Raw genomic sequence first — 19,328 nt, 5'->3', positions numbered from 1 at the left:
AATCCTGAGCCATTTAATGATTCAGGATTTTTTGAAATCTTGTATAGACGAAATAAGCGTTAAGCTTGGATGCAGCACTTATTGCGTACGAATCACCTCAAGCACCGATTGTTGCACGGGCACTTCTTGATGATCTTGCAAATAAACATGCACGACTTTAAACACAACGGCTGCTGCCAAGCATGCCAAAATACAGAATAACCAGAAACCATAAGGACTACGAATATTGTGTGAACCACAAGTACCACATTCTTTTTCTGATGATTCCACCACCCGATTGCAACATGCGCAACGATACTGATGATACAGCATAGGTATTCTCCTACTTCACTGTAATTCTTGTTTTTATTGTTACACCATCTACCCTGATGCAGTGTAATTTTGTTTAAGCAACTGTGACACTTTGTAGCCTGCATCCTTTGGATGATTTAACTGACACAATCGCTTGTGAATTAGAATGTCAAAGTTCTGCTATTCGCGCAAATCGTATTTTTGAATAAACAGTCACTTTATCCATCTAAAATAGGTATGCCATGCTAAAATTCTGCATGCTCGATTACTTGAAGTTTAGACTCAAGCTTGGCTTTCAGCACATATTTTTTTATTACACGGAGTAAAGTTAAAGTGGTGCAACTCATTAAAAAAGGTGGCTTGCGAGAACGTGCCAACCGTAGTCGTAAATACCAAGGTTCGGAAAATACCGAAGCAACTTTGCAATCAAACCGTACTTATCAGCCCAATCATTTAGATAAAACTGAAAACACGACTGCAACCGAAATACTGAATGAAAAATCGTCAAACTTGGCTTTGGACAACATCAAATCATCTAACTAATTGGCATCAAAACCTATGTTTTAAAACATACGCAGTGCATCTAACCACAACCACACAGCAAATAATAAAAATAATCCGCCCGAGACCATATCAATATAACTGCCTGAACGCTGATATAACTTTTTCATTTTTGGTGTAGAAAGTAGCAACATAAATAGTGTAAATGTCACAAAAGTTTGGATTGGAATAATCACTGCCAATTGGGCTTTCAAAGATGCACTTGCCGATGAACTCAACGCCAAAGCAAATACACTACTAAAATAAATTAAGGTTTTCGGATTAGATAAATTGGTGAATAGCCCCAATAAAAAGTAGTTTTTTGCGGCTGGAATTTGCACTTGAGTATCATCAAACTGTTTGCGCTGCTGCCAACTATGCCAACCGCCCGACAACATGCCCCATCCCATTTTGGCAAGAAATAAACCGCCAATCAGCATTAAGACTTGCTGAATCCAAGGAAATTGCTGCACCAAAACCGTAAAACCTAATAAGGTCAGCACCACCCACACCACAATCCCTGATGAAATACCCGCAATAATCTGCAAGGTATTACGGCGGGTATTGCTGGCTGCACTTTTGGCAATTAATAAAACATCTGGTCCTGGACTAAGCTGTGCCACAAAATGCAGCGCACAAATGGTGAATAACAAAGACATAAATACATCAGGAGAATTGAAAATCCGATTATACCTTGTGCGGTAGGAGAATAAATAAGGCTTTAAATGCACACCTCAATGTTTAAACACTCACGTGCATATTCACCAAAAAATACCCATAAAAAAACCGAATCAGCACGATTCGGTTTGATCTCAAGCATCACCCATATTATTTAGGTGGATTGACATCTTTCATTTCAATTTTTTTCGCATCGGGGGTAATTTCACGTGCTTCACCATCAATAATACTGGAATCACGACCACCGCCCTGCTGATTTTGCATGTCTTGCATTTGGCGCATTAAATCTGCAAACGGGTTTTGACCTGCTCCGCCCATGCCATTCATATCGCCCATCATGCCACCCATCATTTGATCCATCATGGCTTGCTGACGTTTCATCATGGCTTTCATCATTGCCGCTTTAAAGGCATTTTGTACGGCAGGAATCATGACCAGCAATGCCAAAACATCGCTGATTAATCCTGGAATCATCAATAAAAAACCCGCAAAAATTTTAGGTAAATTATTACTCAGCGCAGGATCGGCACTCATCTGCCCCATTTGCATTTGCTGCATTTGTGGCATCACGCCTGCAGAATATTTACGAATCAGGTTCAAACCAATGAAGAAAGCAGCGACAAACCAAAAGAACACGTACCACATGCTCCCCACTAGGTCGCCCACACCAATCCAGACGAAGACTTCAAGAACTAAGCCAATTAGAACAATAAGAAATAATTTCATGAAAATTAATCTAATCTCAACAAAATAAATAAAATGCAGTAACCAAGTGCTTCATCGGGATCAAGCTTTTTTGATTCGCTGTTGTTTCAATATGGGCATTATTGTATTTTTAAAGGTTAAGTCTGTCATTAATATTTCCATCATCACCCAATAACAGACTTAATACGTCTATATATTTAAACGATAAAGATAAAAATATGCGGCATAAGCCAATAATAACCACAACGCAATAAAAACTGATGCTGCAATATAACTGCTCGGTTTTTGACTGATCGCATCGGCTTGTAAACGACAGCGCTGCATTACCTCTGCAGGTACTAAACGCAATACCAACATGATGCCCAATGGCACTAAAATCAAATCATCCAAATAACCCAAAACAGGTATAAAGTCTGGAATTAAATCAATGGGAGAAATAGCATAAGCAGCAACCAACAATGCCAAAAGCTTTGCCATAACCGGTGTTTCAGGATCACGTGCTGCAAACCACACCGCATAAACATCTCGTTTAATTTGCTTCGCCCACTGTTTTAGCCTATTAATCCACTTCATTGCCGCTCTCATTTGCTACCGTATATAAAATATACGCCTCAAAACTTAAAATAAAATGAAGTCCAAAATTGAAAATATGGCAAAGGATACATGCTAATTGTTTAAACGGCAGCTTACTGACCGAATGTTTTGAAATTACTCCACACAAAAGAGATTTAAACTCCTATAATTCAACTTGATTTAATTTTTTAAGGCTTGGCATGTCACTTATTATTGGAATCGACCCTGGTTCTCGTCTAACGGGCTACGGCATTATTGAACGTGATGGCGCTAAATTACGTTTTGTAGATGCAGGAACCATTCGCACCGAAACCAGTGAAATGCCTGAACGCTTAAAACGGATTTTTGCAGGGATTGAACGGATTGTGAAATTTCATGGCCCGACTGAAGCTGCAGTTGAACAAGTGTTTATGGCGCAAAACCCAGACTCTGCCTTGAAATTGGGACAGGCTCGTGGTGCAGCGATTGCCGCTTTGGTGAATTTAGATTTACAAGTGGCGGAATATACCGCCCGTCAAATTAAACAATCTGTCGTGGGTTATGGCGCTGCCGATAAAGAACAAGTACAAATGATGGTCATGAAACTATTAAATCTATCCATTAAACCACAACAAGATGCTGCCGATGCTTTGGCTGCTGCAATTTGCCATGCTCATGCATCAGGCAGCATGACCAAATTGGCTGTGCTCAATGCCTTGGGCGGTATGGCTCGCGGACGTAGTCGTTCAAGCTCCAGACGTCGCTAAATCAGCATCGCCATCGCTTATATTTTACCGATTCACAACCTGATAAATCGCTTGGCTCATGTGCTGTGCCTGTAAACCGCGCATGCCCTGCTGTGCCAATACATCCCCCGCCAAGGCATGTAACATGACAATTTCATGCAATTGAATTTTATGATGAAACTGGGCTTTTAAACTGGCAATCATGCCTGCCAACACATCGCCCATACCACCTGTACCCATACCAGGATTGCCTGCGGTACAAATCCACAATGAACTTGCTTGCGGTTCTGTAGATGCAGCTTGCAAAGTCAAACTACCTGAACCTTTTAACACCCAATCGCCTGCATAGCGTTGCTGCAATTGCTGAATCGCGGCAATACGGTCTGCTTCAATGGCTGCAACCGTAGTATTGAGCAAGGTCGCAGCCTCACCTGAATGTGGTGTGGCATAACTGTTCGGTTTTAGTTGGGCTGGATGATGCGATGAATGCGCTTGTTTCGCCAAAAACCACAAGGCATCGGCATCGTAAACTACTTCTACCTCGGACTGATTTAGTGCGGCAAACCAGTCTGCATAATGCTGTTCTGCCCAAGCATCTCGTCCTAGTCCCATCCCTAAACTCACGGCATCGACCTGTGAAATTAAGTGCTGAATTTCTGCGCCTGTCAGTGCGTCTATATCCCGCAACATTAAATTCGGCGCACGGCTTAATATCGCCACATGATGTTTGGCATGACAGACCACAGTCACTTTCCCTGCACCTGCGCTTGATGCGGCTTCTGCAGCCATCATCACCGCACCACCCATTTGCGCATGTCCGCCCACAATCAACACATGCCCATAACTGCCTTTGTGTCCAAAAGCCTGCCGTGCGGGTAATTGAATCAAATGTGGTGTGAGTTGGGCCAACGCTTTGAGTTCTGCATCGGCTGGAATCAAATCCAGCACATCGACCAGTCCAGTATATTCCTGTGCCTGCCCTGTAAATAACCCTGCTTTCAAACCCAAAGCTGTAAAGGTGTAATCGGCTTTAATTGCACATGGCAATGGCTGCCCCGTGTTGGCATTTAAACCGCTTGGAATATCAACCGCAATTTTTAAACCCGCTTGTTGATTCATTGCGTGAATAAGCGACTGCCACTCATCATTTAAAGGACGATCTAAACCAATACCAAATAATGCATCAATATAGCAGTCATAACTTTGTTGAAATGCAAAACCTTGAATTATATTGACTTGTTCTGTCTGAGCTTCTAAAAAAGCCTGATGTAAATCTGCCGATGAACCGCGTGTTGCGGCATAAATATCGACTTGAAAACCTGCTTGTTTTAAATATTTTGCAGTTAAATAGCCATCGCCTGCGTTATTGCCTTGTCCACAACACACAGCAATTTTTTGTATTGTAGATGGCTGTTTTGCAAAAATTTTGCGAATTTGTAAATGCAGTGTCCACGCCACTTGCTGCATTAAACCGTAAGAACTATTTTGACGGGCAAACCAGCGCTGCTCCCACGCTTGAATACTTTGACTATGATAAACAGGGCTATGGTACACTTGCTGCGGCATTTTCTTCCCTTCTATTTTGTTATGGCAACATCCACCACTTCAGCACATATTTCTCTGCATCAAGACGATCCAGCCGCCTTGAAAGCGTGGATTAAAGCTCAAGCTTTGGCGCTTGGTTTTGCTGATTGTGTCATTGCCAAACCAGATGCTCAAGCAGAATTAGCACGTTTTCAGGAATATTTAAAACGTGGCTATCATGGCGATATGAAGTTTCTAGAAGAAAATTTAGACAAGCGCGCTAATCCCACACTGTTAGTCCCGAATACAAAAAGTATTATTTGTGTGCGGATGAATTATTTGGTGGAAACACCACGTCCACGACACATTCCCGATGCACCTAACTCTGCAATTATTGCCCGTTATGCACGTGGGCGCGATTATCACAAAGTCATGCGCGGACGCCTAAAAACTCTTGCCACCCGTATTCGTGAAAAAGTGGGCGAGTTTGAATCACGCCCCTTTGCGGACTCAGCCCCGATTTTTGAAAAGTCGTTGGCTGAAAGTGCTGGCATGGGTTGGACAGGTAAACATACCTTACTGATTCATAAAAAATCTGGGTCATTTTTTGTATTGGGTGAGCTGTTTACTTCACTAGATTTGCCTTTTGATCCACCTGCAACATCGCATTGCGGCTCTTGCACAGCCTGCATCGACATTTGCCCAACGCAAGCCATTGTTGAACCTTATATGTTAGATGCGCGTAAATGTATTGCTTATTTGACCATTGAATATCAGGGTATCATTCCTGAAGAATTACGTCGTGGCATTGGTAATCGGGTGTTTGGTTGTGATGATTGCCAACTGATTTGCCCGTGGAATAGCTTTGCTCAAGTCACCACGGTGGAGGATTTTCATCCCCGACATGCCTTAGATCAGGTCAGCTTGCTAGATTTATGGCAATGGGATGAAAGCACATTTTTAGCCAAAACCGAAGGTAGTCCATTACGTCGTACAGGCTATCAAAGTTTTATGCGTAATATTGCAATCGGGCTTGGAAATGCCCCATTTTCAGCACAGATTTTACAAACTTTGCAGCAAACGCGTGCACAGCATAATGAGATTGTGCAAATCCATATTGATTGGGCGATTCAGGAACAACTCCTTAAACAGTCTAAATTTTAAACAAAAATCATATCCAAAACCGTGCGATATTTTGACTGCAGGTTACTTGCCAATTTATGCAGTTAACTGAATTTTAGTGACCAATTCATTGCAAAATAAAAATCCATAAAAATAAATTTTGCAGCTAAATAACAGTAAAATTGCTTAAGTTTGCGACTAAATCGACTGCATATTTTTGTTTCCACACTGTCGAATATTAGCCATGAAATTGGGAGATTATGCCTTTCTGATTCAAACTATTTGTGTATGATACAGACTATGAATAATAGGGATGATGGACTTTTACTTATGTCAGTACGCAATGATTGGACTCGAGAAGAAATTCAGCAGTTATATGAACAACCTTTTCTGGATTTAGTCTTTGAAGCACAGCGTGTGCATCGCCAACATTTTGCTGCCAATACCGTACAAGTCAGTACCTTATTGTCTATTAAAACAGGCAAATGCCCTGAGGACTGCAAATATTGCTCGCAATCTGCGCATTATGATTCACAGCTTGAAGCTGAAAAACGTATTGCAGTGGATAAAGTCATTCAGGAAGCCAAAGAAGCTTTAGCATCAGGTTCTTCACGTTTTTGTATGGGCGCTGCTTGGCGTAATCCGCATGAACGCGATATGCCGTATGTTCTAGAAATGGTGCGTGAAGTCAAAGCTCTAGGCTTAGAAACTTGCATGACTTTAGGGATGTTGAATCAATCTCAGGCAGAACGCTTAAAAGATGCAGGTTTGGATTATTACAACCACAACCTAGACACATCGCGTGAATATTATCCGAATGTCATTAGTACTCGTAGCTTTGATGACCGCTTAAATACTTTGGATATTGTGCGTCAAACAGGTATGAAAGTGTGTAGTGGCGGTATTGTCGGTTTAGGTGAAGATACCCAAGACCGTATTGGTTTGTTACATGAATTGGCGACTTTACCGTTACACCCTGAATCTGTGCCAATCAATATGTTAGTTCCGATTGAAGGTACACCACTGGCTGAAGTCGAAAAGCTAGATGTGATTGAATGGATTCGTACTATTGCAGTTGCACGTATTATCATGCCAAACAGCTATATTCGTTTGTCTGCAGGGCGTGAATCGTTGTCTGATTCAGATCAGGCGTTGGCATTTATGGCAGGTGCGAACTCGTTATTCTCAGGTGAAAAGCTTTTAACCACACCAAACGCAGGCGAAGGCAAAGACAAACAATTGTTCCAAAAGTTAGGCTTAGTGCCTGAACGTGCTAAACCAACGGTTTCTGAATTGTCGGTAGATGCGATGGCAATGGCTTAAAGTTTTAGCATCCATCCAAATGTACAAAGTCCCGCAAAGGGACTTTGTTTTTTATGCAGCAAAATAAGTTTATGCGGCAATGCTTTTAAGAGGTGATTAAAATTCCGTAACTGGCATTTAAATACTGCCCTGTTTTAATAATATCTACCCCGTTGGCATGTTCTACCGTCAGTTGTTGCTGAATCGCATCATAATAAAACCGATCATAACAGTCCTGATGATGCAGCAACCACGTCAAAGTATCTGCTAGATTGTCATCTACAATATACGTTTTTTCTTGAAAGTTTTTAGCCATAAATACGGTCAGTTCAATATTTCTAGGTACTGGATTTTAAGCGGAATACCTTGTGGGATAAAGTGTGCGGAGGATAGAAAATTTAATTGTGCACTTGTATAAATCAAACTTCGTACAGCATGAGAAGTCTCCCCACCAAAAGAGGTGGGAATGATATATGTAGTTTTGAAGATGGATAAGTGCAGTCTAATCTATACATGCAGGCAAGACTAAGCAAAATATTCAGGCTATTAGCCTAAAATAAAAAAGTGAGTCATAAAGACTCACTTGGTTTTAATACAGATTCAATACTTAACATTATTGTGTCTTAGAATCCCCACACTTACGACACTCTAAATGCGCCCCGATTTCTTCCATTGCGTCATATTCATAAATATGGATACAGAAAATTTGCTTTAACAGTTTGATCATAAATGACATTCCTTTTGATTTTTATACATCACGTTTGTGATCTCATCCTGAGATACAAATGCCATCAAGGCTGATTGACATAAACTACTATTATCATATTTAAAAAAAATAGCAAATCTAATTTAGGAACTTTCCGACAAATGACAAATTCATCTGCATACTTGCTGAAATTGAGTGCATAAATAGCTGTAAATTCATTCGCTTATATTATTTCAATTTTCAGCGCACTTGAAACAAGAAAAACTGCTCAAAAGCTAATTTATTAAAAACCAAAGAATCGCAATAGCCAATAACATCATGCTTTCTGTTATTTCAATACTCGCACCAACGGTATCGCCCGTAATTCCACCTAAACGCTGCATAAATTTATATCGCAAATACAAGGTGCCAAGGATAAAAGTCAGAACGGTCACCAAACCCACCCATCCCCAAAGCACTCCTGCAAGCAAGGTCAATGCGATCACAATTTTTGTGCCTGTTTTAGGCAAATGTGCCTGAATAGCAGTGCCTAAACCATTGGCACGTAAATAAGGCGTGCTTAAAAATAAAACCAAAGCGCTTAATCGTCCCAATACGGGTACAAACAGCAAAAATGCCAAATACTGTTGTTCGAGCAATACATACAACGCAGACCATTTTAATAAACAGCAGATCAGTAAGCTCAATACTCCAATCGGGCCGCTGCTTGGGTCTTTCATGATGTTTAAGCTACGTTCAGGATCACCAAAACCGCCGACCCATGCATCGGCAGTATCAGCCAGTCCATCTAAATGTAAACCACCTGTCAGCCAAATCCAGAGCACTAAAATTAAGCTGCTACTCAGAACCAAAGGCAAGAATTGCAATAAATGCGCCATCCCCCACAGCGCAGCTCCAATTAGTAAGCCAACGAGCGGATAAAACAGCAGTGATTGTGCATTTTGCGCTGCAGTTGGCATCTGTTTTAAAGAAACAGGAAAAGTGCTCAGGAATTGCAAGGCAATCCAAAAAGGTGTCATGTTTGCCCCTGCATGCAAATGTTGCCATTGGGATGTAACTGGAATGAACTCAATTGCCCCAACGCTGCAGACATTTTTAAAATATCGTCTAAAGATTTTTTCTGCGCCAATACTTTGAGCAATTTAATTACCCCGCCATGCGTGACCAATAACACACGTTTAGGTTGTTGCTCGAGTTGTTGTAAATATTGGTTGAGATCGGACAGACCTTGCAAAACGCGCTGCTGAAAATTTAGCAAAGATTCTGCTTGTGGCGGACTAAATTGGGTCGGTGTCATCCAAAATTTAGCTAAATCTTCAGGGTATTGTTCATATAAGGTTTGAGTGGAAATAGCTTCCCATGCACCAAAATGCATTTCCTGAAATTGTGCATCAATATACAGTGGCAATTGCTGTGCTTGCGCAAAGGTCTGAGCAACCTGCAGACAACGCTGTAAAGGTGAACTTGCCACAACATCCCATCGCTGTCCTGTAGCTATTGCCGTGTTTAAAGTCTGCTGCATGTCTTGCCAACCTTTTAAAGTCAAAGCATCATCGGTTGAGCCACGCAAAGTATGACCCAATTCTGTTTCGCCATGTCTTAATAGGTCTAGCATGATCATAAAGATACTTTCTCACCAATAACCGCAGCTTCGGCAAAAGTCGCCATTTGATTATGCAAGGCACAGGCCAGTTGGATAATGCCCAATGCCGCGCCCGCACCGCTGCCCTCACCTAAGCGTAAATTTAGATGCAGCAAGGCTTGTGCACCTAATGCTTCTAATAAGCGACGATGTCCATATTCAGCCGATTGATGCCCAAACAACATCCATTCTCGGACTTGAGGATTTAAACGCACTGCAACTAATGCAGCAGCACTGCTGATAAAACCATCCACCACCATCGGCAAGCCCAACTGCGCACAGCGAATATACGCGCCCACCATTGCAGCGACCTCCAATCCACCAACTGCACATAAGGCTTTAAAAGCATCATCTTGCACATAGTTCTGATGTAGAGCTAAAGCAGCATCAATCACCTGTTTTTTATGTTGCAATTGTGCAGTGTCAATTCCTGTGCCTATGCCAGTCAAGGCTTCAGCAGGTTCTTGTAATAAAAAGCAAGACAAGGCTGATGCCGAACAGGTATTTCCAATACCCATTTCACCTGCGACATAAATCGAGGCCTGCTGTGCGATGGCATCTTCCACACTTTGACGTCCAAGTGCCATCGCATCTGCACACGCTTGTTCAGTCATGGCGCGGGTTTTAGCAAAATTCGCTGTGCCTGCACGAATACAATGCCGCTCTACTCCTGCATATTCATACGCTTCCCCGACCGAGCCGCAATCCACCACTTGTAAATGCGCCTGATATTGTCGGGCGATGACGCTGATACATGCCCCACCTGTGGCAAAATTTTGTAGCATTTGCCGAGTCACGGCTTGGGGATAGGCGGAAATATTTTCTTCCATCACGCCATGATCGCCTGCGAAAATACATATCCACGGACGCTCAATATTCGGCTGCGTTGTTCCTTGCAAAGCCGCCAGTTGAATCGCAATATTTTCCAATGCTGCCAATGAACCTGTTGGTTTGGTCAATTGAAGTTGTCGTGCAATTGCCTGTTGTTTCATCTGTTCATTTGGCTTTTGACACGCTGCAAACCACCAAGTCATTTCTTCTCTCCTTTTAAAAGCATTGGAAAACCTGCGACACAGAACTGCACTTTGTCTGCAATTTGTCCCAATTGCTGATGTAATCGCCCTGTTTCATCGACAAATTTTCGGGTTATTTCGCCCATCGGTACAACGCCCAAACCTGTTTCATTGCTCACTAAAATAATATCGGCTTGCAACTGAGGTAAAACTTCGAGCAATGCTGAAATTTGTTGTTCGGCAAAGCTTTCTGCAGATTGCATCAACAAATTACTCATCCACAAGGTCAGACAATCTACTAAAATCACAGCATTCGGATGATCCAGCATCTTTAACTGCTCCGCCAAATACAAAGACTCTTCGCACAATTGCCAAGTCTGCGGACGCTGTTGTTGATGATGCTGAATCCGCGCCTGCATTTCTGCATCGCCCGCTTGTGCAGTTGCTACATAAATGACGGATTTGCCAAGTTGCTGCGCGGTTTGCTCAGCCATACGGCTTTTACCCGAACGCGCACCGCCCAAAATAAGTTGAATCACATGTGCTCCAAAGGAAATTGATGCGTGCTAAATAGCTGACCTTGTAAAGTGTGTGCCTGATAATAACCAAAATTTAAATGATGGATATCTAAATCGAAATATTGCACGGGGAGATTTTGAATACGCTGCAAAATCAAATTGGTTGAACACGCTGTTTGATATAAACCCAAAGTAATATGTGGATGATACTGTAAAGCTGCGATTTCAGCCCCGCCTACGCTAAGTGCCTGACGTATACGCGCCAGTTGCTGTGATTGATCTTGCACTTCTACAAATAAAGCACTATCAAAACTATTGATGCCGCCCACTTTCAGTTGAAAAGGCTCTAGTTGCAACTGCTGTAAGGCTTGAACTTGTTGTTGAAATTGTGACTCGAGAAAGTCATCTTCCCAATGCTTTTTTGCTGCATAAAACCCACAAATATATAAGGTGATATGAAACTGGCGAGTGTTTGGGCGAAATAATACATCTGAAAATTGCTGTTTTAATTGTTGTAAATAACATTCTAAAGCTGGATGTTGAACAGCTAAATACCAAAGCACATAACGCTCACGCCCACGATGCCATTCAGGATAATCATGCTGCTGTGTTGGAATAACGTACTGATTGGCTTGAATAAACACGGGATAATTCAATGAATTAAAACAGCTTATGGTAAAACATTCACAACTGAATAGACATGAAAATCATGCAATTTGAGGTGAATATTTTTCAGTTTGGTATTTTAACCATCTACATCATTTAAATAATTTTGATTTTAATGAGATGGATAAATTCAGAAGATGGCTGAAACAGGTCTGCAATGTTATGCTGAAATGAAGATGATATTTTCTAATCTACATAAGACATTACATTAATGTGAAGTTATATCCCATCAGGATCGGTACAACTGGAGTTTATGATGCAACAAGAATTGATCTGTTATAAACAACTTCCTATTTGGAATCATGACTCAATTCCACAAGGGTTTAAAAAACAACATAATACCCAAGTCGGCACATGGGCGAAGTTGACTATTTTAAAAGGTGAATTGCATTTTTCGATGCTACATGAATCTGGTGAAGTACATTCTGAGCATGTTTTTTCTGTGGAAAATCAACCACCTTTTATTGAACCACAAGTGTGGCATAAAATTGTATCTGCCAGTGATGATATTGAATGTCAGCTCAGTTTTTATTGTTTGCCTCAAGATTATTTTGTTAAAAAATACAAATTAAGCCCAACACATTCTGAAATTTTAGAGGCGCTTCCGCAGTTAAACGCGGGTAAAGCTTTGGATGTTGGCTGTGGTACAGGCCGAAATGCGCTATATTTGAGCCAAAATGGTTTTCAAGTGGATGCTTGGGATGTGAACCCAGTGAGTATCCAAAAATTAAATGAAATTATTGCTGCAGAACAGATTTCATCTATTCAAACTGCTGTTCGGGATTTCAATCAGGATGCCACTATTACTGGTGAATATGACTTCATCAACTGTATCGTAGTAATGATGTTTTTGGCGCCTGAAACTATCCCTCCTCTTATTCAGCATATGCAGCAAGCGACCAAACCTCAAGGCTTTAACTTAATTGTTTGCGCGATGAATACTGAAGATTACCCTGTGCAACAGGACTTCCCTTTTAGTTTTAAAGCGGGTGAGTTAAGTGCTTATTATGCTGATTGGGATATTGTGAAATACAATGAAAATGTCGGTGAATTGCACCGTAAAGATGCAGATGGTAATCGAATTAAACAGCGTTTTGCGACATTGTTGGCGAGGAAAAAGTAGAATCACAAAAGAAATTTGAAACAGATGATCTTTTTTAGCTGCTCGCAAACGAGGAGTTGTTTGTCCTAGATACTGCCTAGGATCAAGGGTTCATATGTTATTCTGTAGTGAGGTATACAATTATTAAGGTAACTTATGAAAATAGCGAATACGAAATTACTAGCTGGTGCTTGTATGGCCCTAACTTTAACTATGCTTAGCCCTGCCGTACTTGCAAATGATAACAATGATATACGAAAGATTGTAGTAGTTAACTTTGCAAAAAAAGCTTACTCTGCAAATTATTACGGAAGGATAGATGGATACAAGTATGATTCCTACAAATTTTATGCTAAAAAAGGGCAAAAGTTAAAAGTGAAGTTGACTGGAGGAAATGTTGAAACTTACTTATGGGGTAATCAATTAAAAGACTCCATCAGTCTTGGAGAATATTCTCCAGAGCTTGATGATAATGGTATTTATATTTTACCTGCGTCAGGTGAGTATGAAATTAGAGTATTTCAACCTAGATCACAAGCAAGAAAAGATAAAAAACCTCAATACTGGATGAGTATTAACATCAAATAAAGAATTGCTAGATTCGTTTAAGTTTTAATACAAGGGTTCAAAACTAAGGGTTCAAAACTATTGCCAGTTAAACTGGGGCGTGATTTTTACGTGTATGGAGACTGTAAATAAAACTGTATTTACACAGAATTATTTACACCCTCATCAAATTCTTAAGAAATTTGCATCCTAATCAGAATCATATTTCTGACAATAAAAAAACTGTATGAATTGCATTCGGTTTTTTTCTGTGATGAACTTACATCTCTGCAATCACACCTAAAATCCCCGTAATAATCATTTCAATCGCAATAGTACCAATCAGTAACGCAGATAATCGACCTACAATATCCACATAACGGTCTATATATTTGGCATGCTTATACCTGAGATGATCATGCGCAAACTTCATCAAAATCATTAAACTACAGGTTAGCGCCAAGGTGAGGAAAATTACCAGCGCAGCCCCACTAATGGGCAAAGTCATGCCTGTTACCACGGCGGCACTAATCGTCCCCGGTCCAATCATGAAGGGCATAGCAATGGTACCTGCCAAATGTTCAGGTGCTCCCCGCATCTCACCGATGGTGTCTGCACCTTGAAACACATAGCGATAACCAATCACCAAGAAAATGAGCCCACCAAAGATTTGAAATGCCTCAAACCGCACATTCAAATATTTGCTGAAAATAGCTTCACCACCCCATGCAAACAGCATAAATACCGCATAAGCAATTAAACAGCCTTGAATCAGGGCTTTATTAAACACTTTTGCTTCTGAATTACGAATCATGCCAATCATGTAAATGCTCATCAAAAATGGATTAAGCAATGAAAAGAACAACGCAAAAGCATGTAAATATGAGATATACATGGTGTCCCCTGATTAACTTTGTGGGTCTGGAAATAACGGACGATTTCCAGGACTGATTCGGTTTATATGTAAGAAGGTCATATGTCGTTCGTATCTGTCTAGAATGTCATTAATAACTTGCTCTTTGGTGTAACCAACCAAATCGTTGCCTTGTGAACCTTCATAAAGATAGGTTTCCAAACGAAAATAAAACCGTTTACCCAACTTACCACGTTCACTAAATGTGGGTGCGATATAACGTACTGGCCAGATTTGATAAACAAAGTTCTGTTCTTCTTCCAAATGAATAATCAAATCTAAATGATATAAAGTTGGATCTTGCTCTAATGCACTTTCCTGAACGTCAATATTCACGCCTCTTTTTTGCATTTCTTCTGCGACGGCCAGCACGGCGGGGCGGCATATTTCATCCAGCATGCGTTTGGTATCGCTGGTTCCAGGATGATGCATAACCCGTGACAAGCGTTTTTTCCAGTTCAGAATATCTACATTACCCACCACAGGTGCTGCATTCAAACTGCTACTGGCTTGTCGATAATCTTCAAGTCTTAAAGATTTATATAAACCTGCCATCACCAAGAACATAACAAAACTAAAAGGCAACCCCATGATAATAGTTGCATTTTGCAAAGCAGTAATCCCATTGGTCATCAACATGGCCAAGGTCAGCAAGCCAATGGCAATAGCCCAAAATACACTGAGCCAGCGTGGTGCATCATGGTCGACATTGGTAAATTGTGTGGTGAAATTCCCTAAGACCAATGCACCTGAGTCGGCTGAAGTCACATAAAATAACAACCCTGTAATGGTTGCGATGCCTGCAATAAAAGGAAAATACGGATATTGAGCCAACAAGTCGTAGAAACCGTGTGCTGGATTGGCAATGACGGTTTGAGCCAATGCCAGATTTCCATCAAAAATCACATTGTATAATGCACTATTTCCGAAAATTGACAGCCACGTTAGGGTAAAAATTAACGGAATGATTAAGGTACCACTGACAAACTCACGAATGGTACGCCCACGAGAAATACGTGCAAGAAAGAGTCCCACAAAAGGTGACCAAGCCACCCACCAAGCCCAGAAGAATAGCGTCCAACTGTTCATCCATTCTTTGGGTTGCTGAAAGGCAAAACTTTCCAAGGTCATACTTGGGAAACGGCTAATGTAATCGCCAATATTTTGCACAAAAGTATTGAGTAAAAATTCTGTATTGCCGAGGAATAAAATAAACAGCATCAAACCCACGGATACATAAATATTCACTTCCGAGAGTATGCGCAGACCTTTATTTACACCTGAAGTCACCGAAATAATGGTCATCACTACAGCAACACCAATTAGGGATGCCTGCATCCACAGATTTTCAGGTAAATCGAACAGTACATGTAAACCGTAATTCAGTTGCACGACACCAATACCGCAGGTGGTCGCAATACCGAAAATCGTCCCGATCACCGCGGCAGTATCCACACTATGTCCAATCGGACCATGAATTTTTTGACCAAAAATCGGATAAAGCGCGGAACGGATGGTGAGTGGCAAATTGTAGCGATAGCTGAAATATCCCAATGCCATGCCTATCAAGGCGTACATGCACCATCCTGTCAGGCCATAATGGAATAAAGTCCAGACCATACTCTGGCGTGCAGCTTCAAAGGTCTGTCCTTCACCTACTGGTGGATGCATATAATGGGATAAAGGTTCAGCGACCGAGAAGAACATCAAATCGATACCAATCCCTGCTGAAAACAGCATGGCAGACCAACTGAGTAAACTAAATTCGGGTTTAGAATGTTTGGGGCCAAGCTTAATATCACCATAGCGTGAACAGGCAATAAAAATCACAAACACCATATACAGTGTGGCAGCCAGTAAATAGTACCAACTGAAGGTGGAACTGACCCATGCCAAAACTGCATTCAGCGTTTGATTGGCGAAGTCATTGAACAAAATGGTGGTAATTGAAAAAATTAAAATAATGAGAGCTGAAATATAAAAGACCACACCATTTAAACGGTCTTTTGGTGCTAATGTTTGATCATCAACTGCTCTTGGATTATCTGTTGCCATACAATCCTCAAGGAAGTAAATATAAGTTGAAAATCAATTTTTAAACTTCTCGCTGTCGAGAGCTTAAAAATCGATAAGTGCTATACGACAGTACTTTTGTCTCCGACAAAAATGCTATCTTCGTGTAACCGAATGTTTAGCCAGAATATAAAGATATGTGGCAGTGTAACAAATTCCCTAAATTTGCCCTGCTTACACAACCAATTCCAACATGAGAACGACATAAATAAACTGTTCTTCTCCTTAAACTCAATTTTTGTAGAAGCTTTTAGGTGTTGTATCCGATGTTTCAAGCAAGAACATAAAAAAATGCGCGTACTCTGCCACAGGTTCACCAAAACCAACTACAAATCTATCCATATGATAAATAAGCATTAATACTTAAAAAATTGAGAACAAACTTTGCAAAGCTGCATTCAATTTAAACAACATGATACTTTTAATTGATTGAACGTTCAATCAATTAAAAGTATCATAAAAAAATGCTATGATGTTTTCCATGTCAATAATTGAATCTAACACCTTTAAATCTAAGGTAAATTTTCTGGATTATCATGAATAAACGTAGAGTTAAACCTGAGCATGAACGTCGTGAAGAAATCATTCGCGCAGCCTATGAGGTCATTTACGAGGTGGGTTTATCCAATACCACTATTGCTCAAATTGCAAAAAAAGCCCAACTTTCTACAGGCATTGTGAGTCATTATTTTGGTGATAAGCAGGGTTTGATTGAAAGCTGTATGCGACAAATGCTCTTTGTCTTACGTGAAACTGCGGCAACCTATAAAGCCAAAGTTAGTCAGCCCACACCAGAAAATTTACTTAAGGCAATTATTGATGCCAACTTTGACATCAGTCAGGTGAATCAAACAGCGATGCGTGTCTGGTTAGATTTTTGGTCCGCCAGCATGCACATGCCCGATTTAGGTCGCTTGCAGCGAATAAATGACCAACGTCTTTATTCAAATTTAAAATTTCATTTACTGCAGATGATGCCTAAAGACAAAGCCAGCCATATCGCCAAAGGGCTTGCTGCTTTGATTGATGGTCTTTGGTTACGCGGCAGTTTAAGTGGTCATCAAGCATTTGATCGTGACTTGGCACGTTCTATTGCATACGACTATGTCGATATGCAACTTCGCTTAATACAACAGATACGGCAGGAACAGCAAAATGAATGATGCACAATTACATCAATTGTATATCCATGGACAGTATGTCAATGCCACTAGTGGTAAAACCTTCGATACGATTAACCCTGCTACAGGTCAAATCCTTGCGAGCGTGCAGCAAGCAAGTCAAGCCGATGTAGATGCGGCGGTTAAAAGTGCCCAACAAGGGCAACAAGTTTGGGCCGCCATGACGGCTGTTGAACGGGCACGTATTCTGCTGCGTGCCGTGGATATTTTACGTAAACGTAATGATGAGCTTGCCCGTCTAGAAACGCTCGATACGGGTAAAGCATACAGCGAAACCTCTAGTGTCGATATTGTAACTGGCGCGGATGTTCTCGAATATTATGCAGGTCTTGCAACTGCGATTCAGGGCGAACAAGTACCCCTGCGTGAAAGTAGTTTTTTCTATACCCGTCGCGAACCCTTAGGCGTTGTCGCGGGTATAGGCGCATGGAACTACCCTATTCAAATTGCGCTGTGGAAATCTGCACCTGCCTTAGCTGCGGGGAATGCCATGATTTTCAAACCCAGTGAAATTACGCCACTGACGGCCTTTAAGTTGGCTGAAATTTATACCGAAGCGGGTTTGCCTGCTGGGGTCTTTAACGTGGTTCAAGGGCTTGGACAAGAAGTCGGTCAATGGCTGACTGAACATCCAGAAATTGCCAAAATTTCCTTTACAGGTGGCGTGGAAACAGGCAAAAAAGTCATGTCCAGTGCAGCTGCATCCAGTTTAAAAGAAATTACCATGGAACTCGGCGGCAAGTCTCCGTTGATCATTTGCTCTGATGCCCCTCTTGACCGCGCTGCGGACATTGCAGTGATGGCAAATTTCTTTAGTTCGGGTCAGGTGTGCACCAACGGTACGCGTGTCTTTATTCCGCGCCACCTAAAAGTCGAGTTTGAACAGGCTGTACTCGAACGTGTTAAACGTATTCGTGTAGGTGACCCAATGTTGGCAGAAACCAATTTTGGTCCGCTCACCAGTTTCCCGCATATGGAAAAAGTCTTGTCTTATATTGAATTGGGCAAACAGCAAGGTGCGACACTTTTAATTGGGGGTGAACGAGCGACCTCTGCGGAACTGGCTCAGGGCGCTTATGTCATGCCAACTGTTTTTTCAGACTGTCATGACGACATGCGAATTGTACAAGATGAAATATTTGGACCTGTGATGAGTATTTTGACTTATGACAGCATCGAAGAAGTCATTCAACGTGCTAACCAGACCCCTTATGGTCTAGCGGCGGGGGTTGTAACACAAGATATCTCGCAAGCACATCGCATTATTCACCAACTTGAAGCGGGCATTTGCTGGGTTAACACTTGGGGCGAATCCCCTGCTGAAATGCCTGTCGGGGGCTATAAGCAATCGGGTGTGGGACGTGAAAACGGTTTGTCTACTTTGCAACATTATACCCGCATCAAATCCATTCAAGTCGAATTGGGCGATTATCACAGTATTTTCTAAACGCTAAATACTGACCTTTATTCTTTATTTTTCTGTTTTTACATCCTCAACTCAACATGTC

21 protein-coding genes are annotated in these 19,328 nt (G+C 41.3%); 8 read left to right on the top strand and 13 right to left on the bottom strand.

All coding sequences use genetic code 11. From position 1 onward, the window contains the following. Positions 1–78: 78 nt before the first annotated feature. Positions 79–309 carry a hypothetical protein gene (locus FTT91_RS05350; protein ID WP_372238839.1) on the bottom strand — a complete coding sequence of 77 codons (231 nt, stop codon included), beginning with the start codon at positions 307–309 and terminating at the stop codon, positions 79–81. Positions 310–624: 315 nt separating this feature from the next. Here FTT91_RS05350 and FTT91_RS05345 point away from each other — a divergent pair, with 315 nt between their 5' ends. Then, a complete protein-coding gene (locus FTT91_RS05345) occupies positions 625–834 on the top strand; it encodes a hypothetical protein (RefSeq protein WP_154320816.1) in 210 nt (69 codons plus the stop codon). Positions 835–854: 20 nt separating this feature from the next. Here FTT91_RS05345 and FTT91_RS05340 read toward each other — a convergent pair whose 3' ends face one another. The 3 genes from FTT91_RS05340 to FTT91_RS05330 all read right to left on the bottom strand — a co-directional run bounded on the left by FTT91_RS05340 (position 855) and on the right by FTT91_RS05330 (position 2,787). Then, the gene (locus tag FTT91_RS05340) at positions 855–1,490 is read right to left on the bottom strand and encodes a LysE family transporter (RefSeq protein WP_096901197.1); all 636 of its coding nucleotides are present in this window, start codon (positions 1,488–1,490) and stop codon (positions 855–857) included. A gap of 169 nt (positions 1,491–1,659) precedes the next feature. Next, the gene (locus FTT91_RS05335) at positions 1,660–2,235 is read right to left on the bottom strand and encodes an FxsA family protein (protein ID WP_004976892.1); all 576 of its coding nucleotides are present in this window, start codon (positions 2,233–2,235) and stop codon (positions 1,660–1,662) included. Between the two features lie 168 nt (positions 2,236–2,403). After that, a complete protein-coding gene (locus FTT91_RS05330; protein WP_154320817.1) occupies positions 2,404–2,787 on the bottom strand; it encodes a YkvA family protein in 384 nt (127 codons plus the stop codon). A gap of 200 nt (positions 2,788–2,987) precedes the next feature. Here FTT91_RS05330 and ruvC point away from each other — a divergent pair, with 200 nt between their 5' ends. After that, the gene (gene ruvC, locus FTT91_RS05325; protein ID WP_004976895.1) at positions 2,988–3,533 is read left to right on the top strand and encodes a crossover junction endodeoxyribonuclease RuvC; all 546 of its coding nucleotides are present in this window, start codon (positions 2,988–2,990) and stop codon (positions 3,531–3,533) included. Positions 3,534–3,557: 24 nt separating this feature from the next. Here ruvC and FTT91_RS05320 read toward each other — a convergent pair whose 3' ends face one another. Beyond that, positions 3,558–5,078 carry an NAD(P)H-hydrate dehydratase gene (locus tag FTT91_RS05320; protein ID WP_104851865.1) on the bottom strand — a complete coding sequence of 507 codons (1,521 nt, stop codon included), beginning with the start codon at positions 5,076–5,078 and terminating at the stop codon, positions 3,558–3,560. Positions 5,079–5,099: 21 nt separating this feature from the next. Between FTT91_RS05320 and queG the strand changes: the two genes are divergently transcribed. Beyond that, complete coding sequence (gene queG, locus FTT91_RS05315; RefSeq protein WP_154320819.1) at positions 5,100–6,200, top strand: tRNA epoxyqueuosine(34) reductase QueG; 1,101 nt, start codon at positions 5,100–5,102, stop codon at positions 6,198–6,200. A 288-nt stretch (positions 6,201–6,488) separates the two neighbouring features. After that, positions 6,489–7,481, top strand: coding sequence for a biotin synthase BioB (gene bioB / locus FTT91_RS05310; RefSeq protein WP_104851863.1), 993 nt, complete (start codon positions 6,489–6,491; stop codon positions 7,479–7,481). 85 nt (positions 7,482–7,566) lie between these two features. Here the strand turns inward: bioB and FTT91_RS05305 are convergent, their stop codons facing one another. The 6 genes from FTT91_RS05305 to FTT91_RS05280 form a co-directional block, all read right to left on the bottom strand. Next, on the bottom strand, positions 7,567–7,776 hold the full coding sequence (locus tag FTT91_RS05305) for a hypothetical protein (RefSeq protein WP_004976903.1): 210 nt from the start codon (positions 7,774–7,776) through the stop codon (positions 7,567–7,569). Between the two features lie 665 nt (positions 7,777–8,441). Then, the gene (locus FTT91_RS05300; protein ID WP_180169097.1) at positions 8,442–9,185 is read right to left on the bottom strand and encodes an adenosylcobinamide-GDP ribazoletransferase; all 744 of its coding nucleotides are present in this window, start codon (positions 9,183–9,185) and stop codon (positions 8,442–8,444) included. Continuing rightward, entirely contained in the window at positions 9,182–9,787 is a 606-nt protein-coding gene (locus FTT91_RS05295) for a histidine phosphatase family protein (RefSeq protein WP_131261637.1), read from the bottom strand. Before FTT91_RS05295 ends, FTT91_RS05300 begins: the two co-directional genes overlap by 4 nt. Beyond that, positions 9,784–10,842 carry a nicotinate-nucleotide--dimethylbenzimidazole phosphoribosyltransferase gene (cobT, locus tag FTT91_RS05290; protein ID WP_004976913.1) on the bottom strand — a complete coding sequence of 353 codons (1,059 nt, stop codon included), beginning with the start codon at positions 10,840–10,842 and terminating at the stop codon, positions 9,784–9,786. The genes FTT91_RS05295 and cobT overlap by 4 nt, the downstream gene beginning before the upstream one ends. After that, positions 10,839–11,360 (bottom strand): bifunctional adenosylcobinamide kinase/adenosylcobinamide-phosphate guanylyltransferase, encoded by a 522-nt coding sequence (gene cobU, locus FTT91_RS05285; protein ID WP_180169096.1) that lies wholly within the window; start codon positions 11,358–11,360, stop codon positions 10,839–10,841. Before cobU ends, cobT begins: the two co-directional genes overlap by 4 nt. Further along, the gene (locus tag FTT91_RS05280; RefSeq protein WP_096901204.1) at positions 11,357–11,983 is read right to left on the bottom strand and encodes a 2'-5' RNA ligase family protein; all 627 of its coding nucleotides are present in this window, start codon (positions 11,981–11,983) and stop codon (positions 11,357–11,359) included. Before FTT91_RS05280 ends, cobU begins: the two co-directional genes overlap by 4 nt. Positions 11,984–12,261: 278 nt before the next feature. Here FTT91_RS05280 and tehB point away from each other — a divergent pair, with 278 nt between their 5' ends. Both tehB and FTT91_RS05270 read left to right on the top strand, forming a co-directional pair. After that, on the top strand, positions 12,262–13,128 hold the full coding sequence (gene tehB, locus FTT91_RS05275; protein WP_180169095.1) for an SAM-dependent methyltransferase TehB: 867 nt from the start codon (positions 12,262–12,264) through the stop codon (positions 13,126–13,128). 135 nt (positions 13,129–13,263) lie between these two features. Then, on the top strand, positions 13,264–13,695 hold the full coding sequence (locus FTT91_RS05270; RefSeq protein WP_004976922.1) for a PPC domain-containing protein: 432 nt from the start codon (positions 13,264–13,266) through the stop codon (positions 13,693–13,695). Positions 13,696–13,933: 238 nt separating this feature from the next. Here the strand turns inward: FTT91_RS05270 and FTT91_RS05265 are convergent, their stop codons facing one another. Then, on the bottom strand, positions 13,934–14,548 hold the full coding sequence (locus tag FTT91_RS05265) for a MarC family protein (protein WP_004976930.1): 615 nt from the start codon (positions 14,546–14,548) through the stop codon (positions 13,934–13,936). Between the two features lie 12 nt (positions 14,549–14,560). Then, on the bottom strand, positions 14,561–16,621 hold the full coding sequence (locus FTT91_RS05260; protein ID WP_004976932.1) for a choline transporter: 2,061 nt from the start codon (positions 16,619–16,621) through the stop codon (positions 14,561–14,563). 554 nt (positions 16,622–17,175) lie between these two features. Here FTT91_RS05260 and betI point away from each other — a divergent pair. Both betI and betB read left to right on the top strand, forming a co-directional pair. Beyond that, a complete protein-coding gene (gene betI / locus FTT91_RS05255) occupies positions 17,176–17,802 on the top strand; it encodes a transcriptional regulator BetI (RefSeq protein ID WP_004976938.1) in 627 nt (208 codons plus the stop codon). Next, the gene (betB, locus tag FTT91_RS05250; protein ID WP_096901206.1) at positions 17,795–19,267 is read left to right on the top strand and encodes a betaine-aldehyde dehydrogenase; all 1,473 of its coding nucleotides are present in this window, start codon (positions 17,795–17,797) and stop codon (positions 19,265–19,267) included. Before betI ends, betB begins: the two co-directional genes overlap by 8 nt. The last annotated feature ends 61 nt before the right edge of the window (positions 19,268–19,328 follow it).

The organism is Acinetobacter sp. YH12021, from assembly GCF_013420145.1.
Taxonomy (GTDB): domain Bacteria; phylum Pseudomonadota; class Gammaproteobacteria; order Pseudomonadales; family Moraxellaceae; genus Acinetobacter; species Acinetobacter towneri.
The sequence above is the reverse complement of the archived record's forward strand: the minus strand, read 5'-3'. Positions and strand labels throughout refer to the sequence as shown.